Below are 22,466 nucleotides of genomic sequence, written 5' to 3'. Positions count from 1 at the left end.
CAATGAATACGACGGACGGCCAGCCCGCTAAGGCCCACACTTCCGAGGTACCCGATCCGGCGCGAAAGAGTGGTGATCCCGCGCCCGCAGGCTCGCTGCGTCGAGGCCTCACCGCCCGCCATATTCGGTTCATGGCGCTCGGATCAGCGATCGGCACGGGCCTCTTCATGGGGTCAGCTGGCGCGATCAAGACCGCGGGCCCCTCGGTGCTTCTCGCGTACATCATTGGCGGCGCGGCCGTCTTTATGGTGATGCGTGCGCTCGGTGAACTCGCGGTGCGCAACCCGGTTTCGGGGTCGTTCTCGGCCTACGCCTCGCGCTACATCAGCCCGTTCGCCGGGTTCTTGGTGGGGTGGACGTACACCTTCGAAATGTTCGTGGTCGCCCTCGCCGATGTCACCGCGTTTGGCATCTACATGGGATTCTGGTTCCCCGATGTGGCCCGCTGGATCTGGGTGCTCGCAGCGGTGCTGTTCATCGCGGCCCTCAACCTCATTAGCGTGAAGGTGTTTGGCGAGCTCGAGTTCTGGTTCTCGCTGATCAAAATCACCGCGATCGTGCTGATGATCGTGGGCGGCATCGCCGTGATCATCTTCGGCTTCGGTACGCAAAGCGAAGGTGCCGCGGGGCTCTCGAATTTGCTGGGGCACGGCGGCTTCATGCCCAATGGGCTGTGGGGTTTCGTCGCCTCATTCACGATCGTGATGTTTGCGTTCGGCGGCATCGAGGTCATCGGCATCACTGCGGGCGAGGCCAAAGACCCGGGCCGCGTGATTCCCCAGGCCATCAATTCGGTGCCCGTGCGCATTCTGTTGTTCTACGTACTGACGCTCGGCGTCATCATGTGCCTGCAGCCGTGGAATTCGCTCGACGGCAACACCAGCCCGTTCGTAGCGGTGTTTGATTCGCTCGGCATCCCCGCCGCCGCCCACGTGCTCAACTTCGTCATCATCACGGCCGCGCTCTCGGCCATCAATGCCGACATTTTTGGGGCCGGGCGCATGCTGCACGGCCTCGCAGAAAAGGGCCAGGCGCCCAAGTCGTTCACCCGCACCAGCCGGGGCGGCGTGCCCTATATGCCCGTCGTGGCGATGGTGGCGGCGCTGCTCGTGGGCGTGGTGATCAACGCACTCTTCCCCGATCAGGTCTTCTTCCTCATCGCCGCCCTCGCGACGTTCGCGACGGTGTTGGTGTGGCTCGTCATTTTGATTGCCCACGTGCGCATGAAGCGCGAGGTAGCGCGCGGCGGCCTCGAACCCAGCGCGTTCCCGGTGCCGTGGTGGCCCGCGGCCTCATACGTCACTATCGCGTTTGTGATCGCGGTGCTCGCGCTCATCGCGATCGTGCCCGACACGCGACCCGCGATCTATGTGGGCGCGGGCTGGGTGCTGCTGCTCGCAGCCTGGTACTGGCTCTCGCAGCGACGACGCGCCGGATCAAACCCCGTGAACTAGTCGCATTTTTTCTCAGCTGTGCCCTCGCTTTCATGCGGGGGCACAGCTGTTTGTGCACCCACTCAACACATATAGTTGCCTGAGGCAATTAGTTGAGATACGCTGAATACATGGAGTCCGAACCGGTTGAAACGCACAGCCCCCAGGCTGCGACGCTCCTCGCCCTCACCCGCCTGATGTCACGCTGGTCGTCACTCGACTTGCAGCGCCACATCACCGCCGAGTGCCAGGTGTCGCTCGACCCCACCGCGGTGCGCATGCTCTACGTCATGGGCGTGCGCCGTTCCCCCGCCACCCCCAGCGTGATTGCCGACGAACTGCATCTCAGCCGCCCGTCGACTTCTAAGCTCATCACGCGCATGTCTGACGCGGGGCTGCTGCAGCGCGAGGCTGACCCGGCCGATAAACGGTCGATCTTTGTCTCACTCTCTACGGCAGGGCGGGCGACGTTTCAACAGTTGTTCGATGCTGGGATCTCGATGTTCTCGCAGGCCCCCAACGGCTTAAGCGACGACGAGTTCATACAGCTCTCAGGTCTCCTGACCCGCCTCACCGATGCGTTCATCGTTGAGGCCACCCCGCTTGACACGAATTTCCCGCTTTAGAAAGGACCATCTCTCATGGCACGCACTTATGTAGTCACCGGCGCAGCTTCGGGCATCGGCAAGGCCACTGCCCAGATCCTCAAGGATGCTGGCCACACCGTCATCGGCGTTGACCTCAAGGGCACCGACGTTTCGGGCGACCTGTCCTCGACCGCTGGCCGCGTGCAGGCAGCCGAAGAGGCCACCCGCCTCGCTGGCGGCACCGTCGACGCGGTCATCGCGTGCGCAGGCCTCTCCATCCCCCGCGCCATCACGGTGGCCGTGAACTACTTCGGCATGACCGAGTTCATCGAGGCCATGCAGCCCGCTCTCGCCAAGTCAGCGGCACCCCGCGTCGCCCTGATCTCGTCGATGGCCTCAATGCAGCCGGTCATCGCACCGCTCGTTGACGCCATGCTCGAGGGCAACGAAGCAGCCGCAATGGAAATCGCGGCTCAGGCTGCCGAGGATCCCCGCGCCGCCAACGTGATCTACCCGTCGTCGAAGCTCGCTATCTCACGCTGGGTACGCCGCGAGGCCCCCACCGCTAAGTGGGCTGGCGCTGGCATCCCCGTGAACGCGGTTGCCCCCGGCACCGTAGTCACCCCGATGACCAAGGAACTGCTCGCGACCGCTGAGGGCAAGGCTATGACCGACGCCTACGTGCCGATGCCGTTGAACTCACACCAGCCTGCCGAGAGCATCGCCAACCTGCTCATCTGGCTTACCTCGGTGGAGAACAGCCACTGCTGCGGCCAGACCATCTACTGCGATGGCGGTGCCGACACCGTGCTGCGCGGCGACGATATCTGGTCGTGGAACAACGACAACATTCGCGCAAAGTTCACCGAAATCTCGGCCAGCCTGGCCAAGTAAGCCCGGCTCCCCCGCTGCACCAAACCGCGCAGTCACCTTGATGGCTGCGCGGTTTGGTGTATCTGGCGCGGGTTCGCATGATCCGGATCAACAGAGCACGCCCGCAAGCCCGCGCACCCGCCTACATCAGTCACCAGTCACCAGTCACCAGTCACCAGTCACCAGTCACCAGTCACCAGTCACCAGAGCTGATTTTCGGCCTGCGAGGGGCCGACGGTCCAATCGATGGGGGCCGCGCCTAAGTGGGCGAGCTCTTCGTTTACCCGACTAAATGGCTTGGAGCCGAAGAATCCGCGGCGCGCAGACAGCGGCGATGGGTGCGCGCTCTCGATGATGGGCATGCCTTCGAGCCGTGGAGCGAGCGCCCGCGCATCGTTGCCCCACAGCACCGCGACGAGCGGCCCGCCGCGCGCCACCAGCGCATCGATGGCGCGGTCGGTGACACGCTCCCACCCCTTGTTGCGGTGGGATCCGGCGTCGCCAGCGCGCACCGTCAGCACCCGGTTTAACAGCAGCACTCCCTGGCCGCTCCAAGCACTCAGATCACCGTGGATCGCGGGGGCGATGCCCAGGTCATCGTGCAGTTCGCGAAACAGGTTGGCGAGGCTACGTGGCAGGGGCTGCACCTCGGGCTCCGCCGAGAACGCGAGCCCCATGGCGTGCCCCGGCGTCGGGTACGGGTCTTGCCCGAGCACAAGCACGCGAGCGGCCGACAGAGGTCGCTCGAACGCCCGAAAGATGCGATCCTCAGTAGGCAACACCTCATACCCGGCCGCGCGTTCGGCGTCACAAAACCGCGCGATCTCGGCGATCTCGGCGGCGACGGGGGCGAGCGCGGCGGCCCAGTCGGGAGCGACGCGCCCCGCTGCGGCGAGCGCTGCGAGCGGGGCGGGCAGCTCAGGCGACTCAGACAGCTCAGGCAACTCGGGTATTTCTGACCGACGCGTCACGATCAGGCGCGCGGCGTCAGGTCGCCGCGGTGCGTATGGAACACACTCGACTGGGCAACGGGGCGCAGCACGATGAGGTCTTGATTGACGTGAGGTGGCTGTTCGAACGCGTTCACGATGACGTTTGCGACGTCTTCGGCCCGCAGCGGAATGACGTCGGCGTACGTTTTATCAACGCCCTGGGCGTCGCCGCGCAACCGGTTGAGCGTGAACTCTTCGGTGTGCACGAGGCCGGGGGCGATTTCCATCACCCGAATGGGTTCGCCAGCGAGTTCGAGCCGTAGCACCCCGGTGAGGGCGTGGGCCGCGAATTTGGCGGCGTTGTACCCGCCGCCGCCCGGGTAGACGTCGTGGCCGGCGGTGGAGGTGAGCGTCATGATCGAGGCCCACCCGGTTTCGCGGGCGCCATCACGCAGCACGGGCAGCAGCGCAGCGATGGTGGCGCGCAGCCCCAGTACGTTGACCTCGAACATGCGGCGCCAGTCATCGGTTGATGAGTGCTCGACCGATTCGGTGCCGATCGCACCGCCGGCGTTGCCCAGCAGCGCGGTGGCGCCGCCGGTCGCAGCGACCTCGGCGGCGAGGGCGGCAAGCTGGGCCTCATCGGTGACGTCGCACACGATCGGGTACGCGCCGGTTTCTTGTGCAAGGACGTCGAGGCGATCCTTGCGGCGCGCGACGGCGACGGTCTCCCACCCCAGCGCGGCAAAGCGGCGCACGCTTGCGGCCCCAATTCCTGAGCTTGCCCCGGTCACCACTACGCGTTTCTTCATCGCTCTTCCTTCGCTAGAGTTTGGCGAGCCAACATGCTGCGAGCTCCATGTTCCACAAAGTACATGTTCGCGTTCCCAGGCGCAGCTGCTCGGCGTATCGTTTCAGCCTATCGCGGGCGTTTCGGGGGCTGTTTTGACACCGCGACCAAAGTTACGCAACGTGTCGCGCGTAATTGCCTTGGCAGCGAGTGTTTCGTACGCTCATACACAGCATCACCCACGGCAATTCGCGCCGCCCTTACTTTTTGGCTCACGCCGCCCTCACCGCTTCACCCCAACTTTTCAAGGAGTCACCATGACCGATCAGCCCACCTGGGGTTTCGAGACCAAGCAGATTCACGCTGGCCAAGAGCCCGACCCGACGACCGGGTCGCGTGCGCTGCCGATCCACCAGACCACCGCGTTTGTGTTCGATGACGCGGCTCAGGCGGCCAACCGCTTCGCGCTCGCTGAGCTCGGCCCGATTTACACCCGCATCACCAACCCCACGCAGGAAGTTGCTGAGCAGCGCATCGCCGCGCTCGAGGGTGGCACCGGAGCACTGTTGCTCGCGAGTGGCCAGGCCGCATCAACGTTCGCCGTGCTCAACATCGCGGTTGCGGGCGACCACATCGTGTCTTCGTCGTCGATTTACGGCGGCACCTACAACCTCTTCAAGTACACGCTTGCCAAGCTGGGCGTTGAGGTCACGTTCGTTGAGGATCAGGATGACGCGGCCGCATGGCAGCGCGCCGTGCGCCCCAACACGAAGCTCTTCTTCGCAGAGAGCATCGCGAACCCGCGCTCGAACGTGCTCGACATTCAGACCGTCGCAGACGTCGCCCACGAAAACGGCGTGCCGCTGATCATCGATAACACGGTCGCGAGCCCCTACCTGCTGCGCCCCCTCGAGCACGGCGCCGATATCGTGCTGCACTCAGCCACCAAGTTCCTCGGCGGCCACGGCACCACCCTCGGCGGCGTCATCGTCGACGGCGGCAAGTTCGAGTGGTCCAAGAACGTCGCAAAGTTCCCCGGTCTCACCGAGCCCGACCCCTCATACAACGGTGTGAGCTACACCGGCGCGGTGGGCGACGGTATCGCCTACATCATCAAGGCGCGCGTGCAGCTGCTGCGCGACCTCGGTTCGTCTATCGCCCCGCTCAGCGCGTGGCTGCTGCTGCAGGGCATCGAAACACTGTCGCTGCGCATTGAGCGCCACGTGCAGAACGCTCAGGAGGTTGCTGAGTGGCTCGATAACCACGAAGACGTTGCCACGGTCTACTACTCGGGTCTGCCGTCGAGCCCCTGGTATGCGGCCGCCAACAAGTACGCACCCAAGGGTGTGGGCGCGGTGCTGTCGTTCGAGCTGAAGGGCGGAGTCGACGCCGGCCGCGCAGTGGTCGAGAACGTTGAGCTGTTCAGCCACGTCGCCAACATCGGTGACGTGCGCAGCCTCATCATTCACCCCGCTTCGACGACGCACTCGCAGCTCACCCCCGAGCAGCAGCTCACCGCGGGCGTCACCCCGGGCCTCGTGCGCCTCTCGGTGGGCCTCGAGCACATCGACGATATCAAGGCAGACCTCGAGAAGGGTTTTGCTGCAGCGCGCAAGGTTGTGGCTGAGGCCGCTGCCAACGCCTAACCCCGGCGAATTACCCGCCGCCGTCGCCCCAACCCGGTTTGCCCTCGTGCGAACCGGGTTGGGGCGACTCGTTGCAATGCGACACTTGCAGGGCACCCTTTTCGGGGTGCGCACCAGGCAGAACGGAAGATCATGGACTGGCAGACCCCCGAGGATTCGTTTCCCACCGACTTCATCACCGACGCGCAACTGCGCGCGCTCATGGGACGACCACCGATCTCGGGAGGCTGGCGAGACGGTGACCCGGTAGGCCAGCGCAAGTTCGCAGCGATCGGCTCGCTCACCACCGAGGCCGGCGCCGAACTCCCTAACATTCGCATCGCCTACGAAACTTTCGGCGAGCTCAACGAGGCCCGCGATAATGCCATCCTCGTCTTCCACGCCCTCACCGGCGACAGCCACCTCGTGGGGCCCGCGGGCCCCGGCCACCCCACCGATGGCTGGTGGGCCGAGATCGTCGGCCCAGGCCGTCCCCTCGACACCGAAAAATACTGCATCATTGCCCCCAATGTGCTGGGCGGCTGCCAAGGCTCAACCGGCCCCGGATCGCTCGATCCCGACAACCGCGAGTGGGGCGGCCGGTTCCCGTATCTCACCATTCGCGATCAGGTTGCCGCCGCGGCCCGGTTTGCCGACGCGATCGGTATCGACCATTTCCACTCGGTCATTGGTGGATCGATGGGTGGCATGCACGCCCTAGAGTGGGCACTGATGCAGCCGGGCCGTACGGGCCGGCTCGCCGTCATCGCGGCTCCCCCCGTCACCACGGCCGACCAGATCGGGTTGAACCTCGTGCAGCTCGAGGCCATTCGCTCTGACCCCGCCTATCACGGCGGCGATTACTACGAGGCGCCCGACGGTGTCGGCCCGCACCACGGCCTCGCCACAGCGCGCAGACTGGCCCTGCTCAACTACCGCAGCAACACCGAGCTCGATGAGCGGTTTGGCCGCGCCTGGCAGTCAGCGGTCAGCCCCCTCGGGGGCGGCGGCCGCTTCGCCGTTGAGTCCTACCTCGACTTCCACGGCAACAAGTTCACCCGCCGCTTCGACGCCAACAGCTACCTGACCCTGGTACAGGCGATGAACTCGCACGATGTGGGCCGCGGCCGCGGCGGGGTGCGCGCGGCACTGTCAACGATTGACTTGCCGGTCCTCATTTTAGGGATCCCCAGTGACCGGCTTTTCACGCTCGAGGGGCAAGATGAAATTGCCAGGCACACGCCCGGCAGCCTCGACGGCGGCCAAGCTACCCGAATTGATTCCCCGTTTGGGCACGACGCTTTTCTGATTGAGTTTGAGCGCGTCGGAGCCGAGCTGACACGCCTGCTCAACACCTAAACCGGCCGCGTTCCTCGCCCGGTGCGTTCCCCACCCCATAGGGTGGTGAGTGCAATTCCCATACACAGTTCCGTCAGCGTCGACTCACACGCGCACTCACCGAACGAGGTTTCGATGTTCAGCCTGTCATCTGCTCCCCGCCGCCACCGCGCCGCACGCTTCGGCATTCCAGCGGTCCTCACCGCCGCCGCGATGCTCCTCACCGGCTGCAGTACGAGTGATGCCGCCCCCTCGCCAGAGGATCTCGGGCCGCTCTCGAAGTATCTCTCGGCGATGTATGACGAAGAAGAATACACACAAGAAAAGTTCGAGGCCGAACAGGGCAACATCGAAGAGCTCGTCGCCGAGTGTATGACCGAAGAGGGCTTCGAGTATCTCCCCAATGTGCAGTCCGGCAACTTCTACTCGCCCTCAGAAGATGGCGAAGACACCGGGCCTGATTGGGGCTCGCAGGAGTTCGCTGAAAATTACGGCTACGGCATCATCGATTACCCCGGCATGGAGGAGTCCAACCAGCAGGCTGAGGAGTACAACGACCCCAACGAGGAATACACCTCGTCGCTGAGCGAGAAGCAGCTCACCGCGTACTACAACGCGCTTCACGGCCCCGGCCCCAACGATGAAGAGATGCTGGCAATGGAGGAGGGTGACGGAAGCTACGCATACAACTGGGAGACCGCTGGCTGCTACGGCGCAGCCCAGCATGAGGCCCAGGGTGAATCGGGCTCGTCACAAGACGCGTACGAAGACCCCGAGTTCGCTGAACTCTTCGCCTCCATGCAGGATGTGTGGTCGGTGCTGTACGACGAGAACTCAGACAACGAAGTGGTCGCGAAACTCAACAGCGAGTGGCAGGAGTGCATGGCCGAAGCCGGGTTCACCGAGTACCCGTCACCCAATGCCGTCACGAATGCGCTCTACGAAGAACAAAATGAGTTGTACAACAGCACATCTGAAGATGGTGAATACCAGGAGCCCTCGAAGGAGGCTCGCGACGAGTTCAAGCAGCGCGAAATCACCATCGCGACCGCCGACTTCGCGTGCAAGAAGGATCTGAAGTACGACGCCAAGATCATGACCGAGCAGTTCGAGCTTGAGCAGGCGTTTGTCGACGCGAACAAGCCGGCCCTCGATGCGCTGATCTCAAAGTACTCGCCGAAGAACGACAAGAAGTAACCGCGGTCTCCGCTGACCCTGGCCGACCCTGAAGGCCTTCACACCTGCCTTTCGGATCCCTCTCAATTTGTCAGTCTAGGCTCTGAATTTGTAACCAAGTTGGCGGCGAAGGGACCTGTGGTGAGCCTCAAACAACGGCACGGTGTGAGCACAACTGCCCACATGATGCTGCTGACGGGTGTCGCGCTCTCGTGCGGACTCGCTGGTTGTTCACAGACAACCGATCTCGTGGCACACGCCACTAAGTTGAGTGCATCTCAGGATTCAGATGTGTTGGCACCGTCGATGGACCAGATCTATGAAATCTCAGGCATTGAAGTGACCTCGGAGGTTGCCCCGCTTGGAATCACGATCCCCGACAACATCTCGCCGTCTGGCTACTTCATCGTGGGTGACGGGGTCATCACCGATGCCTGGCTCACGACCGACTTTGGTGAGGCACGGGGCGAACAGGCTGCGGCGTCGTTTAAGCTCACTCAACCCACGGTACTGAGGCCAATCATTGATGACGACAGCACCGTTACGGCGGTGGGCACGCTGACCTATGGCGGGGTGGAGCGCCCCGACACCGAGGTGCAGATTTCAGTGGTGTCACTCGATGATGCCGGCGCCGAACTCAACGTGATCGTTAATTCCCCGGCGGGCCTGTTGGAAATCGGTGGCGACAGCGCCTCGGTCACCGCACGCCTCGTGTTCGAGGCGATGACGCTCGACACCCCTGTACGCCAAGACGGGTAGTCGTGCTGCGCAGCAGCACCCCTACCCGTCTTAAGATGAAGCGGTTTTTATTCGAAGCGGTTGCGCTTAGTGGCATCGTGCACTTCGCCCACGAGCTCTTCGATCACGTCTTCCAAGAAGACTACACCGAGCTCTTGACCCTCTGAATCGTGAATGCGGGCAAGGTGAATCCCCCGCGCCTGCATGCGCGCCAATACATCTTCAAGCTCAGTGTCTGAGTGCATCGCGATCATCTCGCGCACGCGCTTATCGGGGATCGGTTCACAAATGCGATCCTCGCTCAACCGCACGAGGTCCTTAATGTGCACGTATCCGCGTAGCTCCCCCGCGTCGTCGGCGAGCAGGTATCGTGAGAACCCGTGACGGGCGACACTGGCTTCAACGTCTGCGGGCGTCGCCCCGGCCGGCAACACAACAAGATCGCGCAACGGCACGAGCAGATCACTGGCGTGCTTTGTGGTGAACTCGAAAGCTGCCGTCAGAGCACCGCTGCGGTCCTCGAGTACGCCCTCGCGGGTCGAGTGGCTCACGATACTCGCGACTTCTTCAAGGGTGAACGTACTGTTCGTCTCCGACTTCGGTTCAACGCCAAACAGCCGCAGCACCCCGTTCGCAGTCGCGTTGAGCGCCGCAATAATGTGACGCAGCACACGCGATACCGCCACCAGGGGCGGCGCGAGCAGTAGCACGGCCTGATCCGGCATTGAGAATGCCGCGTTCTTGGGCACCATCTCGCCAAACACCACGTGCAGGTATGACACCAGCAGCAGGGTAATCACGAACCCGGCAATCGACACGGCCTCGGCAGAGAGGCCCGTCCATGACAGCGGCCCCTCGAGCAGATGGTGAATTGCGGGCTCAGACACGTTCAAGATCATCAGCGAACACACCGTGATGCCCAGCTGACTCGTGGCCAGCATGAGCGTGGCGTGCTCCATCGCGTACAACGCGGTCTTGGCACGCTTCGATCCTGCTTCAGCCTTCGGCTCAATCTGTGATCGGCGCGCAGAAATAACCGCGAATTCGGCGCCCACAAAGAACGCGTTCGCGATCAGCAACACGACGAGCCAAAAAATTCCTGCCCAGTCACTCATGATGCCTCCGTTCTGCGCTGCTTGTGTGAGGAGCCCGCTTCAGGTTCTTCGGCCACGATCCCGAGGGGCAGCGGCTCGCTGGTGAAACGAAGCCTCGAGATACGCCGACCCTCCAGCCGTTCAACACGCAGCATGCCACCGTCAGGCAAGGCCACCTCGTCGCCGGCGAGGGGCATGCGCCCCAACTTGCTCAGCACATATCCCGCGATCGTGTCATATTCGTCGTCTTCGGGTACTTCGATGCCGGTCTGTTCGGCGAGCTCATCGGGGCGCAGATCGGCCGGAAAAGTCATCTGCTCGGCCGTGCCGACGACACCCGCGGCCGCGCGATCGTGCTCATCTGACACCTCGCCCACGATCTCTTCAACCAGATCTTCGAGGGTCACGATGCCCGCGGTGCCACCGTATTCATCGACCACAATTGCCAACTGGAATCCGTTGCCTCGCAGGTCTTCAAGCAATTGATCGAGCCTGATCGTCTCGGGTACGCGCACCGCTTCTTCGGCGAGAGCGGCAACCGGTACGTCAACGCGTTTGGCACGCGGCACGCTCACCGCTTGTTTGACGTGCACCACGCCGACGACGTCGTCACGGTCTTCGTCGATGACGGGGAAACGTGAGAAGCCCGAGCGGCCAGACAGTTCGAGCACGTCTTGTGCAGTCTCGAGCCGGTGCAGGCTCTCGACCTTGAGTCGCGGAGTCATTACATCGCCCGCGGTCAGCTCGGCAAATCGCAGGGTGCGCCCCAACAGTGTGGCGGTATCAGCCTCGAGTAGACCCGCGCTCGCCGAGTGGCGCACGAGGGAGGAAAGCTCTTCGGCCGACCGAGCACCCGAGATCTCTTCTTTGGGCTCGATGCCGATGCCGCGCAAAATTCCGTTGGCGCTGCCATTGAGCAGATTCACCGCGGGTTTAAAGGTCGAGGTGAAGGCTGCCTGTGCCGGCATCACGAAGCGCGCAGTGGTGAGCGGCTTCGCCAACGCAAAATTCTTGGGCACGAGTTCGCCCGCGATCATCGAGAATACCGTGGCAATCACTACCGCAATCGGCGCACTAATCGTGCGTCGCAATTCGGCCGGAACGCCCAGGGCACCCAGCGGCGCATCGAGATAGGCGCTGAGTGCTGGTTCGAGAGTATAGCCCGCGAGCAACGTCGTGAGGGTAATGCCAAGCTGCGCGCTCGACAGATGGGTGGAGGTACGAGACAGGCCCCGGATCACTCCGTCAAGGCCACGCTCACCGCCTGCTCTTCGGCGCTCAAGATCTTGTCGATCGAGCGCAACCAGCGAGAACTCTGCGGCAACAAAGATGCCGGTTCCTGCCGTAAGCACAATACCTATTACAAGGAGTACCCAGTCGCTCACGCGACCACTCCCTTAATCATGATGAGCCGCGTCAATGCGCGGCAGGTACTCGGAGGGTCTGAGGGTCTTCGTGGGTCTGAGTCCATAGCGCTCATCAGACTATCAGTTCAGACTGGAAAAACAGCCGTGCGTTTCGCTTCACGCGAAGCTAAAAAGGCGTAGGCTTGATATGTACGGCTGTGACGCCGAGACCCGGGGTTACATTTTGCTGTTGAGATTCACAAAATGAGAGGACGTCGCTTTGGCGGAGCGCACGGAGACCAACGCAGAAGCTGGTCCCGCAGGAGATTTCGGCGCAAATGCGTGGTTGGTTGACGACATGTGGAAGCTATTCCAGGTCGACAAGAACTCGGTTGACCAGTCATGGTGGCCGGTACTTGAGAGATATGGCGCATCCCTTGCGATGGCTCAGAGCGGTGGCCAAGCACCCCCGTCGGGAACGGGGCCGGTTACATCGTCGTCACCTGCAACTGCACCCATCACTACCCCCGCGCAGCCGGCACGCACGACAAATGCCGCTCCTCGAGTGGCCCCGATCCCTGCTGACGCGCCGCGCGCGAAAGACGCGAGTCGCACTGCAGCGGCACCCGAGACCGAGACGCAAGACGTTGTCACCCCGCTCAAGGGCATGGCACGCACCCTGGCCAAGAATATGGATCAGAGCATCCAGGTTCCGACCGCCACGAGCGTGCGCACCATCCCCGCGAAGCTGATGATCGACAACCGCATTGTCATCAATAACCACCTGCGCCGCAGCCGCGGCGGCAAGGTGTCGTTCACTCACCTCATCGGCTGGGCTCTCATCCAGTCGCTCAAGGACTTCCCCAGCCAGAACGTTGCCTACACCGAGGTTGACGGCAAGCCCTCGGTAGTGGCCCCCGCACACGTGGGTCTGGGTATCGCGATCGATATGCCCAAGCCTGACGGCACGCGTGCGCTGCTCGTGCCCGCGATTCGCAAGTCAGACACACTCGATTTCAACGAGTTCCTCGCCGCCTACGAAGATCTCGTGAAGCGGGCACGCGGCAACAAGCTCGCGGCCGCAGATTTCTCAGGAGCAACGGTTTCGCTCACGAACCCCGGCGGCATTGGCACGGTGCACTCTGTGCCTCGTTTGATGCAGGGCCAGGGTTGCATCATCGGCGCAGGCGCGCTTGAGTACCCCGCCGAATTCCAGGGCGCTTCACCCGAGATCCTCACCGATCTCGGTATCTCAAAGACGATCACGCTCACAAGCACCTATGACCACCGCGTCATTCAGGGCGCCGGATCAGGCGAGTTCTTGAAGCTCGTGCACCAGCGCCTCATCGGCGGGCACAACTTCTACGAAGAGATCTTCGCGGCTCTGCGTATCCCCTACAAGCCCGTGCAGTGGGCTTCAGATATCCACGTGGATATCTCGGGCGCCGTCGATAAGTCGGCGCGCGTGCAGGAGCTCATCAACTCGTTCCGCGTGCGCGGTCACCTCATGGCCGACACCGATCCGCTCGAGTACGTGCAGCGCACGCACCCCGACCTTGAGATCGAGTCGCACGGCCTAACGTTCTGGGATCTTGACCGCGAGTTCGTGACCGGTGGCATCGGCGGCAAGCGCACCATGCTGCTGCGCGACATCCTCGGCGTGCTTCGTGACTCGTACTGCCGCAAGATCGGCATCGAGTACATGCACATCCAAGATCCGGCGCAGCGCCTGTGGTTGCGCACCCAGCTCGAGGTGCCGTACGCCAAGCCCGACCGCGATGAGCAGATGCGCATTCTGAGCAAGCTCAACGAGGCCGAGGCATTCGAGACGTTCCTGCAGACGAAGTATGTCGGCCAGAAGCGCTTTAGCCTCGAGGGTGGCGAGTCAGTCATCGCGCTGCTCGATGCCATGCTCATCGATGCCGCAGAAGATGGCGTCGACAGCGTCGATATGGGCATGGCCCACCGTGGCCGCCTGAACGTCCTCTCGAACATCGCTGGTAAGACCTACGGCCAGATCTTCCGTGAGTTCGAGGGCACGCAGACCGCCAACAAGGGCTCGGGCGACGTGAAGTACCACCTCGGAACCTCAGGGGTATTCACCGCACCCAACGGCACTCAGGTACCGATCCACCTGGCCGCGAACCCCTCGCACCTCGAGACCGTCAACGGCGTGCTCGAGGGCATTGTGCGCGCGAAGCAGGACTTGAAGCCGATTGGCTCGTTCACGACGCTGCCGATTCTCATCCACGGCGATGCCGCTATGGCCGGCCAGGGCATCGTGTACGAGACGATGCAGATGTCGCAGCTGCGCGGTTACCGCACTGGCGGCACGATCCATATCATCATCAACAACCAGGTCGGCTTCACCACGCTGCCATCTGACTCACGCTCGGCGATTTACTCGTCTGACGTGGGCAAGGTTGTTCAGGCGCCGATCTTCCACGTGAACGGTGACGACCCCGAGTCGGTCGTGCGCGTGGCAAAGCTCGCCTACGAGTTCCGCCAGCGGTTCCACGTTGACGTTATCGTTGACCTGATTTGCTACCGCCGACGCGGCCACAACGAGGGCGATGACCCCTCGATGACGCAGCCCCTCATGACCGACCTCATTGAGGCAAAGCGGTCAACGAGGCGCCTCTACACGAGCGCACTCGTGGGTCGCGGTGACCTCACCGAAGAAGAGTACGAGAAGTCGAAGCAGGACTTCCAGGATCGCCTCGAGCGGGCGTTCCAGGAGACCCACGCAGCGCAGACCGGCTCCATTCCGATCATCGACACCTCAGGAATCGCAGCTGCTAACAGCGGCACCGAGGCAGCCCCCGCGCCGCTCGAGACCGCTGTGGATCGCAGCGTTGTTGAGCGCATCGGCGATGCACACGGCAACAAGCCCGAGGGCTTCACGGTGCACCGCAAGCTGCAGCAGCTGCTCGACAAGCGTGTATTGATGAGCCGCGAGGGCGGTATCGACTGGGGCTTCGGCGAGCTGCTGGCGCTCGGTTCACTGCTCATGGAGGGCACCGCGGTGCGCTTCGCGGGTCAGGATGCACGGCGAGGCACGTTCGCGCAGCGTCACGCTGTGTTCCACGACCGTGCCAATGGCCAGGAGTGGATCCCGCTGCTCAACCTCTCGGAGGAGCAGTCACGATTCTGGATCTACGACTCATTGCTGTCGGAGTACGCGGCGCTCGCTTACGAGTACGGTTACTCGCTGCAGCGCGAGGACGCACTCGTGCTGTGGGAGGCACAGTTCGGCGACTTTGCAAACACGGCGCAGGCCGTTATCGACGAGTACATCGCAGCGGCTGAGCAGAAGTGGGGCCAGCAGTCATCGGTCGTGATGTTGCTGCCGCATGGCTACGAGGGCCAGGGCCCTGACCACTCGTCGGCGCGCATCGAGCGTTACCTGCAGCTGTGTGCTGAAGGCAACATGACGGTGGCGCAACCCTCGACTCCGGCGAGCTACTTCCACCTGCTGCGACGCCAGGCGTATGCACGGCCGCGCAAGCCGCTCGTCGTGTTCACCCCGAAGTCTATGCTGCGTTTGCGCGGAGCATCGTCGCCGGTGGAGGACTTCACGAATGGCGCGTTCGAGCCGGTGATCGACGATGTCAAGATCACGGATGCGTCGGCAGTGCAGCGAGTACTCCTCGTTTCGGGCAAGGTCTACTACGACCTGCGTGCGGTACTCGACAAGAACCCCGATCCTCGCATCGCTATCGTGCGCATCGAGCAGTACTACCCGGTTCCCGCCCCGCAGCTGGGTCGCGTGCTGGCTCAGTACCCGGGCGCCAGCCTGGTGTGGGTGCAGGACGAGCCTGAGAACCAGGGCGCTTGGCCCTTCATCTCGCTCGAACTGTCGAAGCACCTTGCGAACGACCGCATCTCAGTGGTCTCGCGTACGGCATCGGCTGCGCCTTCAACGGGTTCGGCAAAGGTGCACGCGGTTGAGCAGGAAGCGCTCATCGCGCGGGCACTGAAGTTCGACGAGTAGTTCGAGACGAAGCGTAGTGCAGCAGCAGCCGTTAGGCAGCCACGTTCCTAGCGAGGTCGATTCCGCTGGCCCTCAGGTCAGCGGAATCGCCCGGCGCATCGTTTCGGCGATCTCGCTTGGCATGTTGACTGTGGGTGAACGGCTGCCCACCGAAGCCGAACTGGCGAGCCAGTTCGGTGTTGCGGTGGCCACGCTACGCAAGGCCCTTGCAACGCTGCGCGCGCAAGGAGTGGTTGAAACCCGACGGGGTCGCAACGGTGGCACGTTCATCGTTGAGGCCCCATTTCCCACGTCCGACATGCTGACGGAATCCCTCCGCAATACCAGCCTCGTCGCACTCCGGGACTTTTTTGATGAGCAAGCCGCCGTGTCTGGCATGGCTGCACGGCTTGCTGCTGAACGCACTCCCCCACAAATGCGCACCCGCCTCGCGGAGTTTGCGTTTCAGGCACGTGAGGCCCGCAGTGTGCGGGACCGTGCAATGGCAGACAGCCGGTTTCACTTCGAGGTGGCCGTGCTAAGCCAGTCCCCCCGCCTGCTCGCGTCCGAACGACGTTTGCAGTCAGAACTCGCACCGTTTTTGTGGTGTGAAGATATTTGTCGGGCCTCAGTACAGAACGCGTTTTCTGAGCATGTGGCCCTCGCGCTCGTGATTGAGCAGCGTCAGGCTGAAGAAGCTCAGCGGCTCGCAGTCAAACACGTACACGACAATATGCGCCTCATTATCGCGGGCAAACTCGCGTTGAATCGAGCTCATTCCCTCGCCGCGAACGAGTCGGAACAGGAGCTGACCGCATGACCGATCTCATCACGTTGCCGGCCGTTCGTGAGCGGCTCGAGACCTGGTTCGCCGAGCGTTTGCTCGCCATCGACGCGCTCGCCGTTGAAATGCTTGCCAAGATGCACCTTGATGACAACGGGATCCTTGACCTCAGCGAGTCAGCAAGGCGACGCCTCAAGACAGTTGCGGCCCAGTTCCTGCTGAACAATGAACACATCGATGGTTGCGGCCTGATCTTTGCGCATTCAGCGCTGGGCACGGAGAACGGTCACCTGGAGTGGTGGGTGCGCGAAGACGACGCCCGCTTCGCTCGGTACTCATTCGGCGTCGTTCCTGGCGCTGACCGGTACTACGATTACGAGCAACACGAATGGTTTGTGCGCTCGTTCGAACAGGGCGAATCTGCACTCGTGGGCCCATACATCGACTACCTCGGTGTGGAGTCGTACGTGTTGACGCTCACCGTACCGGCGGTGGTTAATGGCAACCGCTTAGGCGCGGTCGGCAATGATATTCAGCTAGAAGACCTCGAGAGGGCGTTACTCCCGTTGCTCCAGCAGCGCGAACAAGAGCTTGTGCTCCTCAGCCACCACGGAAACGTGTTGTTTGGCACGAGTGCCCAATTCCTGCCCGGCGATTATGTGCCGGATTCGCTCCCCGGCTACGCCAGGGAAGCGCTCAGCCCCCAGGCCATGGGCCTGCAGCTGTTGTACGCGCTTCCCGGCGAAGCGTCGCTCTAGGATCCGGATCCGGGACCTTCGGTTTCTCGAGCTACAGACTCAGTAACCACCGCAGCGAAGCGGTCGGCTACTGCGCCCCAAATGCGGGTGAGTTCGGGTGACGCATCTTGAATCGCGCCGACCAGTGCGTCGTCGTCGAGCCCTAGCTTCGTGAGATTCTGATGATCCTCATCAGCCCAGCCTCGCGCTGTTTGAGTGAGCGCTTCTGGGTGAAACTGCACGCCCCAGGCCCGTGTACCCACCCGAAATGCTTGGTTGGCGCAGGCCGGGCTTGAAGCGAGAAGCTGCGTATCGGCCGGTAGCGTTTCTGCCTCGAGCCAGTGCCACTGCACAGCGGCCACCGTTGCACCCGCGAGATCCCCAAAGACTGGATCTGCAGAGATGTCTCGGTGAAAGGCTACATCGTTCAGTCCGACTTCGGGTCCCGCGGGCATCTCGCGCACGCGGCCGCCCGTCGCGGTGGCCAGCAACTGTGCACCTAAACAAATGCCCAGGGTCGGTAGCTCCTGCTCAACGCTCTGTTGCAGGAGCGAGCGGGTGGCCGGCAGCCAGGGTGCGGCTTCATCCTCGGTCGGGCCCATCGAGCCACCGAGCACCACGAGCGCGTCGAATCCGTCGAGAGACTCGGGCACTGGCCGCCCCGTTGCCGGGCCGACTGTGTGCAGCTCGAGGCCGAGGTTGGCGAGCCGTTGACCCGCCAACCCAACCCCGGCGTTGCCCTGGTGTTCGACCACCAGCACACGCGCGCCACTCATACCGTTGCTCCGCCAAAGACGCGCGCCCGCTCAATAAACCAGGTGAAAATCGCATGCTGCTGCGGCTCTGTTGCTGCAGTGTCTTCGGGATGCCACTGCACCGCGATGAGCTCTGCAGTGTCGTGTTCGAGCGCCTCGACGATGCCGTCGGGGGCGCGGCCCACAACCCGTAAGCCCTCCCCAATCTGGTCAACGGCCTGGTGGTGGTATGAAGACACTGGCAGGGTTGTCGTACCGACCGCTTCGGCCAACGCCGATTCGGGCTCAAGCAGAACCTCGTGCACCGAGTTGCGGTGCACACTATCTGCGGCGAGATCCTGCACCATCGTGCCGCCGTGCTCCACGTTCAGAAGCTGAAACCCGCGGCAGATCGCGAGTACCGGAATGCCGAGCTTGATCGCGGCGGCGATCATGTCGGCCTCAAACTGATCTTGTACGGCGAAGTCTGCCGGGCAGGTGCTCGGGTCAGCTTCCTGCCCATAGCGTGCCGGATCAATGTCGTACCCGCCCGGTACGAGGAGCCCGTCGAGCCCTCGAAGCCGGGCCTCGGCGGGCGATGCCCCCTCAGCAAATAGCGTGAGGGGCTCACCGCCCGCCTGCACGACGGAGCGCAGCACGGCAGCCGCGACTGCGCTCCCCTCGAACCGCAAACCGTGGATCTGGTTCGACAGCATTCCCGTGACCCCGATGCGCGGGGCCAATCCTGATTCGTGCATTATGCGGCCTGCAGCGGAAACGGCAGCAGCGGCATCCACTTGGTCCATACGGCCTCGAGCGAGCCGTCTGCAATGACCTCCTGCAGTGCACCGTTGATGGCTGCACGCAGTTCATCATTGCCAGGAGCGACACCGATCCCCCAGCGATTTCCCGTCATCACGTTGAACGCCAACGCGAAGTCGGGGTCTTCATCGGCGAGCGGAATCATGACGACATCGTCGTCTACGAATCCGTCGATCGCGCCCGACCGTGTGGCTTCAATCATGTCGCCAAACACGTCATCGCTTGCGCCGAAGCTCACGAGCTCAACGTCGGGGAACGTCTCGGCCAGCTTCATATTCGTCGAGTTCGTGATCGCACCGATGCGGTACCCGGCGAGCTGCTCAACTGAACGCGCCGGATCAGCGGCGCGCACGATCAATGACTCGTTGAACACCGCGTAGGGCGTCGTGAAGTCGACGAGCGACGCGCGCTCCTCGGTCATGCCTTGGCCGCACCACACGGCGTCGGCATCACCGCTGCGCACGGTGGGGATCATGTCTTCCCAAGGAACCATGACCCACTCGATGATGGCGCCGAGGCGCCCGAAGACGAGCGCTGCAGCTTCGGGTTCGTACCCTTCACGGGTCTTCCCATCGACGCTCTTCGCAAACAGCGGCAGCGCCTCTGAATCGATGCACGCCAGGCGAATGGTCTGAACGGTTGTTTCGGTGCTCACGGAATTGCCTCCCAGTACTGATCAAACTCCCACTGCGTGATTTGGCCGCAGTAGCGTGCCCATTCGTCGCGCTTCAGCTGCACATAGATGCGGCTCAGCTCTTCGGGGATCGCCCCCATGAGGTATTCATCTTGCTCAAAAGCTTCGATCGCGGTGCCCAGGGTGTTGGGCACAACGACGTTATCGAGCAGAGCGCTCGGCTGTCCCGGATCGCCCGGATCGAGCTGTGCTTCGAGCCCGTGCTCGATGGCAGCGAGCAAGAACAGGTGCGACAGGTACGGGTTGACGCTCGCGTCGGGCAGACGGTATTCCATGCGCCCGTTGGCTGAGATCCGGATGGCAACGCCTCGAGTATCGAGGCCCCAGTCAGCACCTGAGGGCGCGAACTGGCCGGCATCCCAGAAGCGCTTGTAGGAGTTGACGGTCGAGGCCATCACCACCATTGAGCCCGGGGTGTGCAGCAGCATGCCGGCGATAGCGTGGCGTGCGGTGTCGGTCGCGTGCAGTTCGACGCGGCCGTCCTCGACCACGTTGACGCCGTCACTCACGCGCCACAGGCTCAGGTTGTGGTGGCAGCCGTTGCCCATCTTGCCGTTGTACGGCTTGGGCATGAAGCTGGCCTGCAGCCCCAGCTCGCGTGCAACCTGCTTACAAATCTGACGGTAGGTAGTCATACGCTCGGCCGTGAGATCGGCGCGGTCGTACTCCCAGTTCAACTCGATCTGGCCGGCGTCTTCGTAGTCGCCCTGGATCATGTCGAAGTCGAGGGCCTGTGCGTAGGCGTACAGCTTCTTGTACACCGGGCGCATCTTCTCAAGGTTCTCGACCTGGTATGCGGGGCTCTGATCTTCCTTCGAGATTGCTTCGATGCCGGGGCCGGTCCAGGTCATCTCGGGCTCAAGGCCCGAACGGAGCTCGAGCCCGGTGCGCTCAGTGAAGCCCTTATGGGCTGCCTTGAACAGTGCACGAGTATCAAGCGGAATCATGCGGCCGCCATCTTTGCCCAGGTGAGGCGGGTCGTACGCGGTGCAGAATACACGGCCGACTTCGGTGTCCCACGGCAGCACCTGGAAGGTCTCGGGGTCGGGCAGACCCCAGAATTCGTGGGCGTCTACGCCGCCGCCGATGAGCTCGCCCTCGCGGCTCGTCTGCAGGTCGGTGAGAGCGGTGCGGTGAAAGGCAATGCCCTTGCGCAGCATGCGTTCGTAGTGCTCTGCAGGCACCACCTTAGCCACGGTGCGAGCGCCCAGGGTCGGCAGCATGAAGTAAATGTACTTTACGCCGTTATCACGGATCTTCTTGCCCATCGCTTCAACAACCTCGGGCTGGAGGTTGGCTTCCTGGTGGCGGGCAAATGCGGTGGTATCGGCAAGAATCTCGCGCAATGCAGCGCCAAAACGGCCGCCGGTGGCGTAGTCCGACTGCTCGGTCAGATAATCAGGAATCTCAAGATTGGGCAGGCTGTCTGCAATGAGGTTCGGCATGGTGTTCCTTTCATCGTTGGAAGGTACTGCTGTAATTCGAAGTGGGATCTTGGCCTGCGGCTTTGCGGACCAAGATCCCTAGGCGCTAGCGCACGGTAAGAGTGAGCGGCAACCGGATCGGGCCGTGGTTACCCGAGTCAGGCAGCCATTCATCGCCGCCGGGGCAGGTGATGTTGGTGAAGTTCTCGGCAAGCATCGGGATTGCCACGCTCATGTCTGCACGAGCGATGTAGTGGCCGAGGCAGTGGTGCACGCCGCCACCAAAGGTGTGGTGCTGCAGCCGGCTGTCGGCATCAATGTTGATGTCGGGGTCGGGGAAGGCCGCCGGGTCGGTGCCGCTCGACATCGTGAAGAGGTGCACCGTGGTTCCCTTCTCGATAGCGAGTCCGTTGAACTCGAAGTCTTCGTTGGCTTCGCGGGTAACCCAGCGCGTGGTGGGGTTGACGCGCAGCCCCTCTTCAAGCGCCGGCTTCGTGTACTTTGCCGTGTCAGAAGCCAGCAGCTCCCACTGATCAGGGTTGCGCATGAAGGTTTGCAGGATGAGCCCGAGCTGGTTACGTGTCGTATCCATACCGCCGAACAGCATCAGCACAATAGCGTTGCGCAGCTCGGCATCGCTGAGTTTGTCGCCTGATTCTGAGAACTGCACGAGGCGCGAAATAACATCGTCGCCCGGGGTCTCGCGACGCTCGGTGATGAGCTTCGCGACGAAGTCATACAGTTCCTGTACGGCCTCATCCACCTGCTCGATATCGTCCTTAACCGAAACGCTCAGCGCCAGACCTACCGTGTTCGCGCGAGAGGCAATGAACTCCCAGTGCTCGTGAGGCAACCCCATCATGGCGCACAGCGCGCGAGTGGCGAAAGGCTCAGCAAAGTCTGCAACGAATTCGATCTGCTCTCCCGCGTCAAGCTTCTGCTTCATCTGGTCGATGAGTTCCTGAGCAACAGTTTCAAACTCTGGCACCAAGCGGCGGGCGACCGTCGGTGAGAAAGCCGGGTTCAGTAGTCGACGAATGCGGTGATGTTCTTCCCCCTCGAGCACGAGCAGGTTCTTGGCCCACCATTCGTGAAACACGCCTGAGTGCACACCATGGTGGTCGGGCCACTTTGCGCTGCCCTGGTTCAGACTGGGGTGCTTCAGCAGCTCAGTGACTTCCTTGTAGCGCAGCACGCCATAACCGTAATTGGTCTTTGCGTACCAGCTGCGCTCGCGAGCCTCGCGCACCGCTTCTGAGTTCATCGCGAACTCAGGCGACGCGATATCGAGGTACGGCGCTGCGTCTTGCGTCGTCTGTGCGGTCATTCGTACTCCCTTGTCGAACTCGTATCCGCTCATCCATCG

At 62.7% G+C, this 22,466-nt stretch carries 19 protein-coding genes; 10 read left to right on the top strand and 9 right to left on the bottom strand.

Features of this window, described 5'->3' with window-relative positions:
- The first annotated feature begins 2 nt into the window (after positions 1-2).
- From JOF28_RS13165 to JOF28_RS13155, 3 genes are all read left to right on the top strand, one after another.
- Entirely contained in the window at positions 3-1,454 is a 1,452-nt protein-coding gene (locus tag JOF28_RS13165; RefSeq protein ID WP_209706174.1) for an amino acid permease, read from the top strand.
- Between the two features lie 110 nt (positions 1,455-1,564).
- Positions 1,565-2,059, top strand: a complete 495-nt coding sequence (locus tag JOF28_RS13160) for a MarR family winged helix-turn-helix transcriptional regulator (RefSeq protein ID WP_209706172.1) — start codon at positions 1,565-1,567, stop codon at positions 2,057-2,059.
- 15 nt (positions 2,060-2,074) lie between these two features.
- Complete coding sequence (locus JOF28_RS13155) at positions 2,075-2,914, top strand: SDR family NAD(P)-dependent oxidoreductase (RefSeq protein WP_209706170.1); 840 nt, start codon at positions 2,075-2,077, stop codon at positions 2,912-2,914.
- Between the two features lie 179 nt (positions 2,915-3,093).
- Here the strand turns inward: JOF28_RS13155 and JOF28_RS13150 are convergent, their stop codons facing one another.
- Together JOF28_RS13150 and JOF28_RS13145 are read right to left on the bottom strand one after the other, a co-directional pair.
- The gene (locus JOF28_RS13150) at positions 3,094-3,828 is read right to left on the bottom strand and encodes a uracil-DNA glycosylase (RefSeq protein ID WP_245190372.1); all 735 of its coding nucleotides are present in this window, start codon (positions 3,826-3,828) and stop codon (positions 3,094-3,096) included.
- Positions 3,829-3,866: 38 nt separating this feature from the next.
- Positions 3,867-4,637, bottom strand: coding sequence for an SDR family oxidoreductase (locus tag JOF28_RS13145; RefSeq protein WP_209706166.1), 771 nt, complete (start codon positions 4,635-4,637; stop codon positions 3,867-3,869).
- A gap of 295 nt (positions 4,638-4,932) precedes the next feature.
- Between JOF28_RS13145 and JOF28_RS13140 the strand changes: the two genes are divergently transcribed.
- The 4 genes from JOF28_RS13140 (at position 4,933) to JOF28_RS13125 (ending at position 9,513) form a co-directional block, all read left to right on the top strand.
- Positions 4,933-6,261 (top strand): bifunctional o-acetylhomoserine/o-acetylserine sulfhydrylase, encoded by a 1,329-nt coding sequence (locus JOF28_RS13140; protein ID WP_209706164.1) that lies wholly within the window; start codon positions 4,933-4,935, stop codon positions 6,259-6,261.
- Between the two features lie 132 nt (positions 6,262-6,393).
- On the top strand, positions 6,394-7,599 hold the full coding sequence (gene metX / locus JOF28_RS13135) for a homoserine O-acetyltransferase MetX (protein WP_209706162.1): 1,206 nt from the start codon (positions 6,394-6,396) through the stop codon (positions 7,597-7,599).
- 114 nt (positions 7,600-7,713) lie between these two features.
- On the top strand, positions 7,714-8,775 hold the full coding sequence (locus JOF28_RS13130) for a hypothetical protein (RefSeq protein ID WP_209706160.1): 1,062 nt from the start codon (positions 7,714-7,716) through the stop codon (positions 8,773-8,775).
- A 285-nt stretch (positions 8,776-9,060) separates the two neighbouring features.
- The gene (locus JOF28_RS13125) at positions 9,061-9,513 is read left to right on the top strand and encodes a hypothetical protein (RefSeq protein ID WP_209706159.1); all 453 of its coding nucleotides are present in this window, start codon (positions 9,061-9,063) and stop codon (positions 9,511-9,513) included.
- A 47-nt stretch (positions 9,514-9,560) separates the two neighbouring features.
- On the opposite strand, the gene JOF28_RS13120 is transcribed toward JOF28_RS13125, so the two are convergent.
- Both JOF28_RS13120 and JOF28_RS13115 read right to left on the bottom strand, forming a co-directional pair.
- Positions 9,561-10,607 carry a hemolysin family protein gene (locus JOF28_RS13120; RefSeq protein ID WP_209706157.1) on the bottom strand — a complete coding sequence of 349 codons (1,047 nt, stop codon included), beginning with the start codon at positions 10,605-10,607 and terminating at the stop codon, positions 9,561-9,563.
- Complete coding sequence (locus tag JOF28_RS13115) at positions 10,604-11,971, bottom strand: hemolysin family protein (RefSeq protein ID WP_209706155.1); 1,368 nt, start codon at positions 11,969-11,971, stop codon at positions 10,604-10,606. The genes JOF28_RS13120 and JOF28_RS13115 overlap by 4 nt, the downstream gene beginning before the upstream one ends.
- Positions 11,972-12,212: 241 nt before the next feature.
- Between JOF28_RS13115 and JOF28_RS13110 the strand changes: the two genes are divergently transcribed.
- Genes JOF28_RS13110 through JOF28_RS13100 form a run of 3 tightly spaced genes read left to right on the top strand, consistent with a single transcriptional unit; the run spans position 12,213 to position 17,447 of the window.
- Positions 12,213-15,926, top strand: a complete 3,714-nt coding sequence (locus JOF28_RS13110) for a multifunctional oxoglutarate decarboxylase/oxoglutarate dehydrogenase thiamine pyrophosphate-binding subunit/dihydrolipoyllysine-residue succinyltransferase subunit (RefSeq protein WP_209706153.1) — start codon at positions 12,213-12,215, stop codon at positions 15,924-15,926.
- A 16-nt stretch (positions 15,927-15,942) separates the two neighbouring features.
- Entirely contained in the window at positions 15,943-16,725 is a 783-nt protein-coding gene (locus JOF28_RS14845) for a FadR/GntR family transcriptional regulator (protein ID WP_209706151.1), read from the top strand.
- Positions 16,722-17,447 carry a cache domain-containing protein gene (locus tag JOF28_RS13100; protein ID WP_209706149.1) on the top strand — a complete coding sequence of 242 codons (726 nt, stop codon included), beginning with the start codon at positions 16,722-16,724 and terminating at the stop codon, positions 17,445-17,447. Before JOF28_RS14845 ends, JOF28_RS13100 begins: the two co-directional genes overlap by 4 nt.
- Here the strand turns inward: JOF28_RS13100 and JOF28_RS13095 are convergent.
- From JOF28_RS13095 to JOF28_RS13075, 5 genes are all read right to left on the bottom strand, one after another.
- Entirely contained in the window at positions 17,444-18,202 is a 759-nt protein-coding gene (locus JOF28_RS13095) for a type 1 glutamine amidotransferase (protein ID WP_209706147.1), read from the bottom strand. The genes JOF28_RS13100 and JOF28_RS13095 overlap by 4 nt on opposite strands.
- Entirely contained in the window at positions 18,199-18,918 is a 720-nt protein-coding gene (locus tag JOF28_RS13090) for a gamma-glutamyl-gamma-aminobutyrate hydrolase family protein (RefSeq protein ID WP_209706145.1), read from the bottom strand. The genes JOF28_RS13095 and JOF28_RS13090 overlap by 4 nt, the downstream gene beginning before the upstream one ends.
- Complete coding sequence (locus tag JOF28_RS13085; protein ID WP_342452177.1) at positions 18,918-19,637, bottom strand: substrate-binding periplasmic protein; 720 nt, start codon at positions 19,635-19,637, stop codon at positions 18,918-18,920. Before JOF28_RS13085 ends, JOF28_RS13090 begins: the two co-directional genes overlap by 1 nt.
- Positions 19,634-21,121, bottom strand: a complete 1,488-nt coding sequence (locus tag JOF28_RS13080) for a glutamine synthetase family protein (protein ID WP_245189974.1) — start codon at positions 21,119-21,121, stop codon at positions 19,634-19,636. The genes JOF28_RS13085 and JOF28_RS13080 overlap by 4 nt, the downstream gene beginning before the upstream one ends.
- Positions 21,122-21,206: 85 nt before the next feature.
- Positions 21,207-22,427, bottom strand: coding sequence for a cytochrome P450 (locus JOF28_RS13075; RefSeq protein ID WP_209706143.1), 1,221 nt, complete (start codon positions 22,425-22,427; stop codon positions 21,207-21,209).
- Between the last annotated feature and the right edge of the window lie 39 nt (positions 22,428-22,466).

The organism is Leucobacter exalbidus, from assembly GCF_017834145.1.
Lineage (GTDB): Bacteria > Actinomycetota > Actinomycetes > Actinomycetales > Microbacteriaceae > Leucobacter > Leucobacter exalbidus.
Note: the sequence above shows the minus strand (reverse complement) of the source record. Positions and strands in the feature narration are given on the sequence as shown.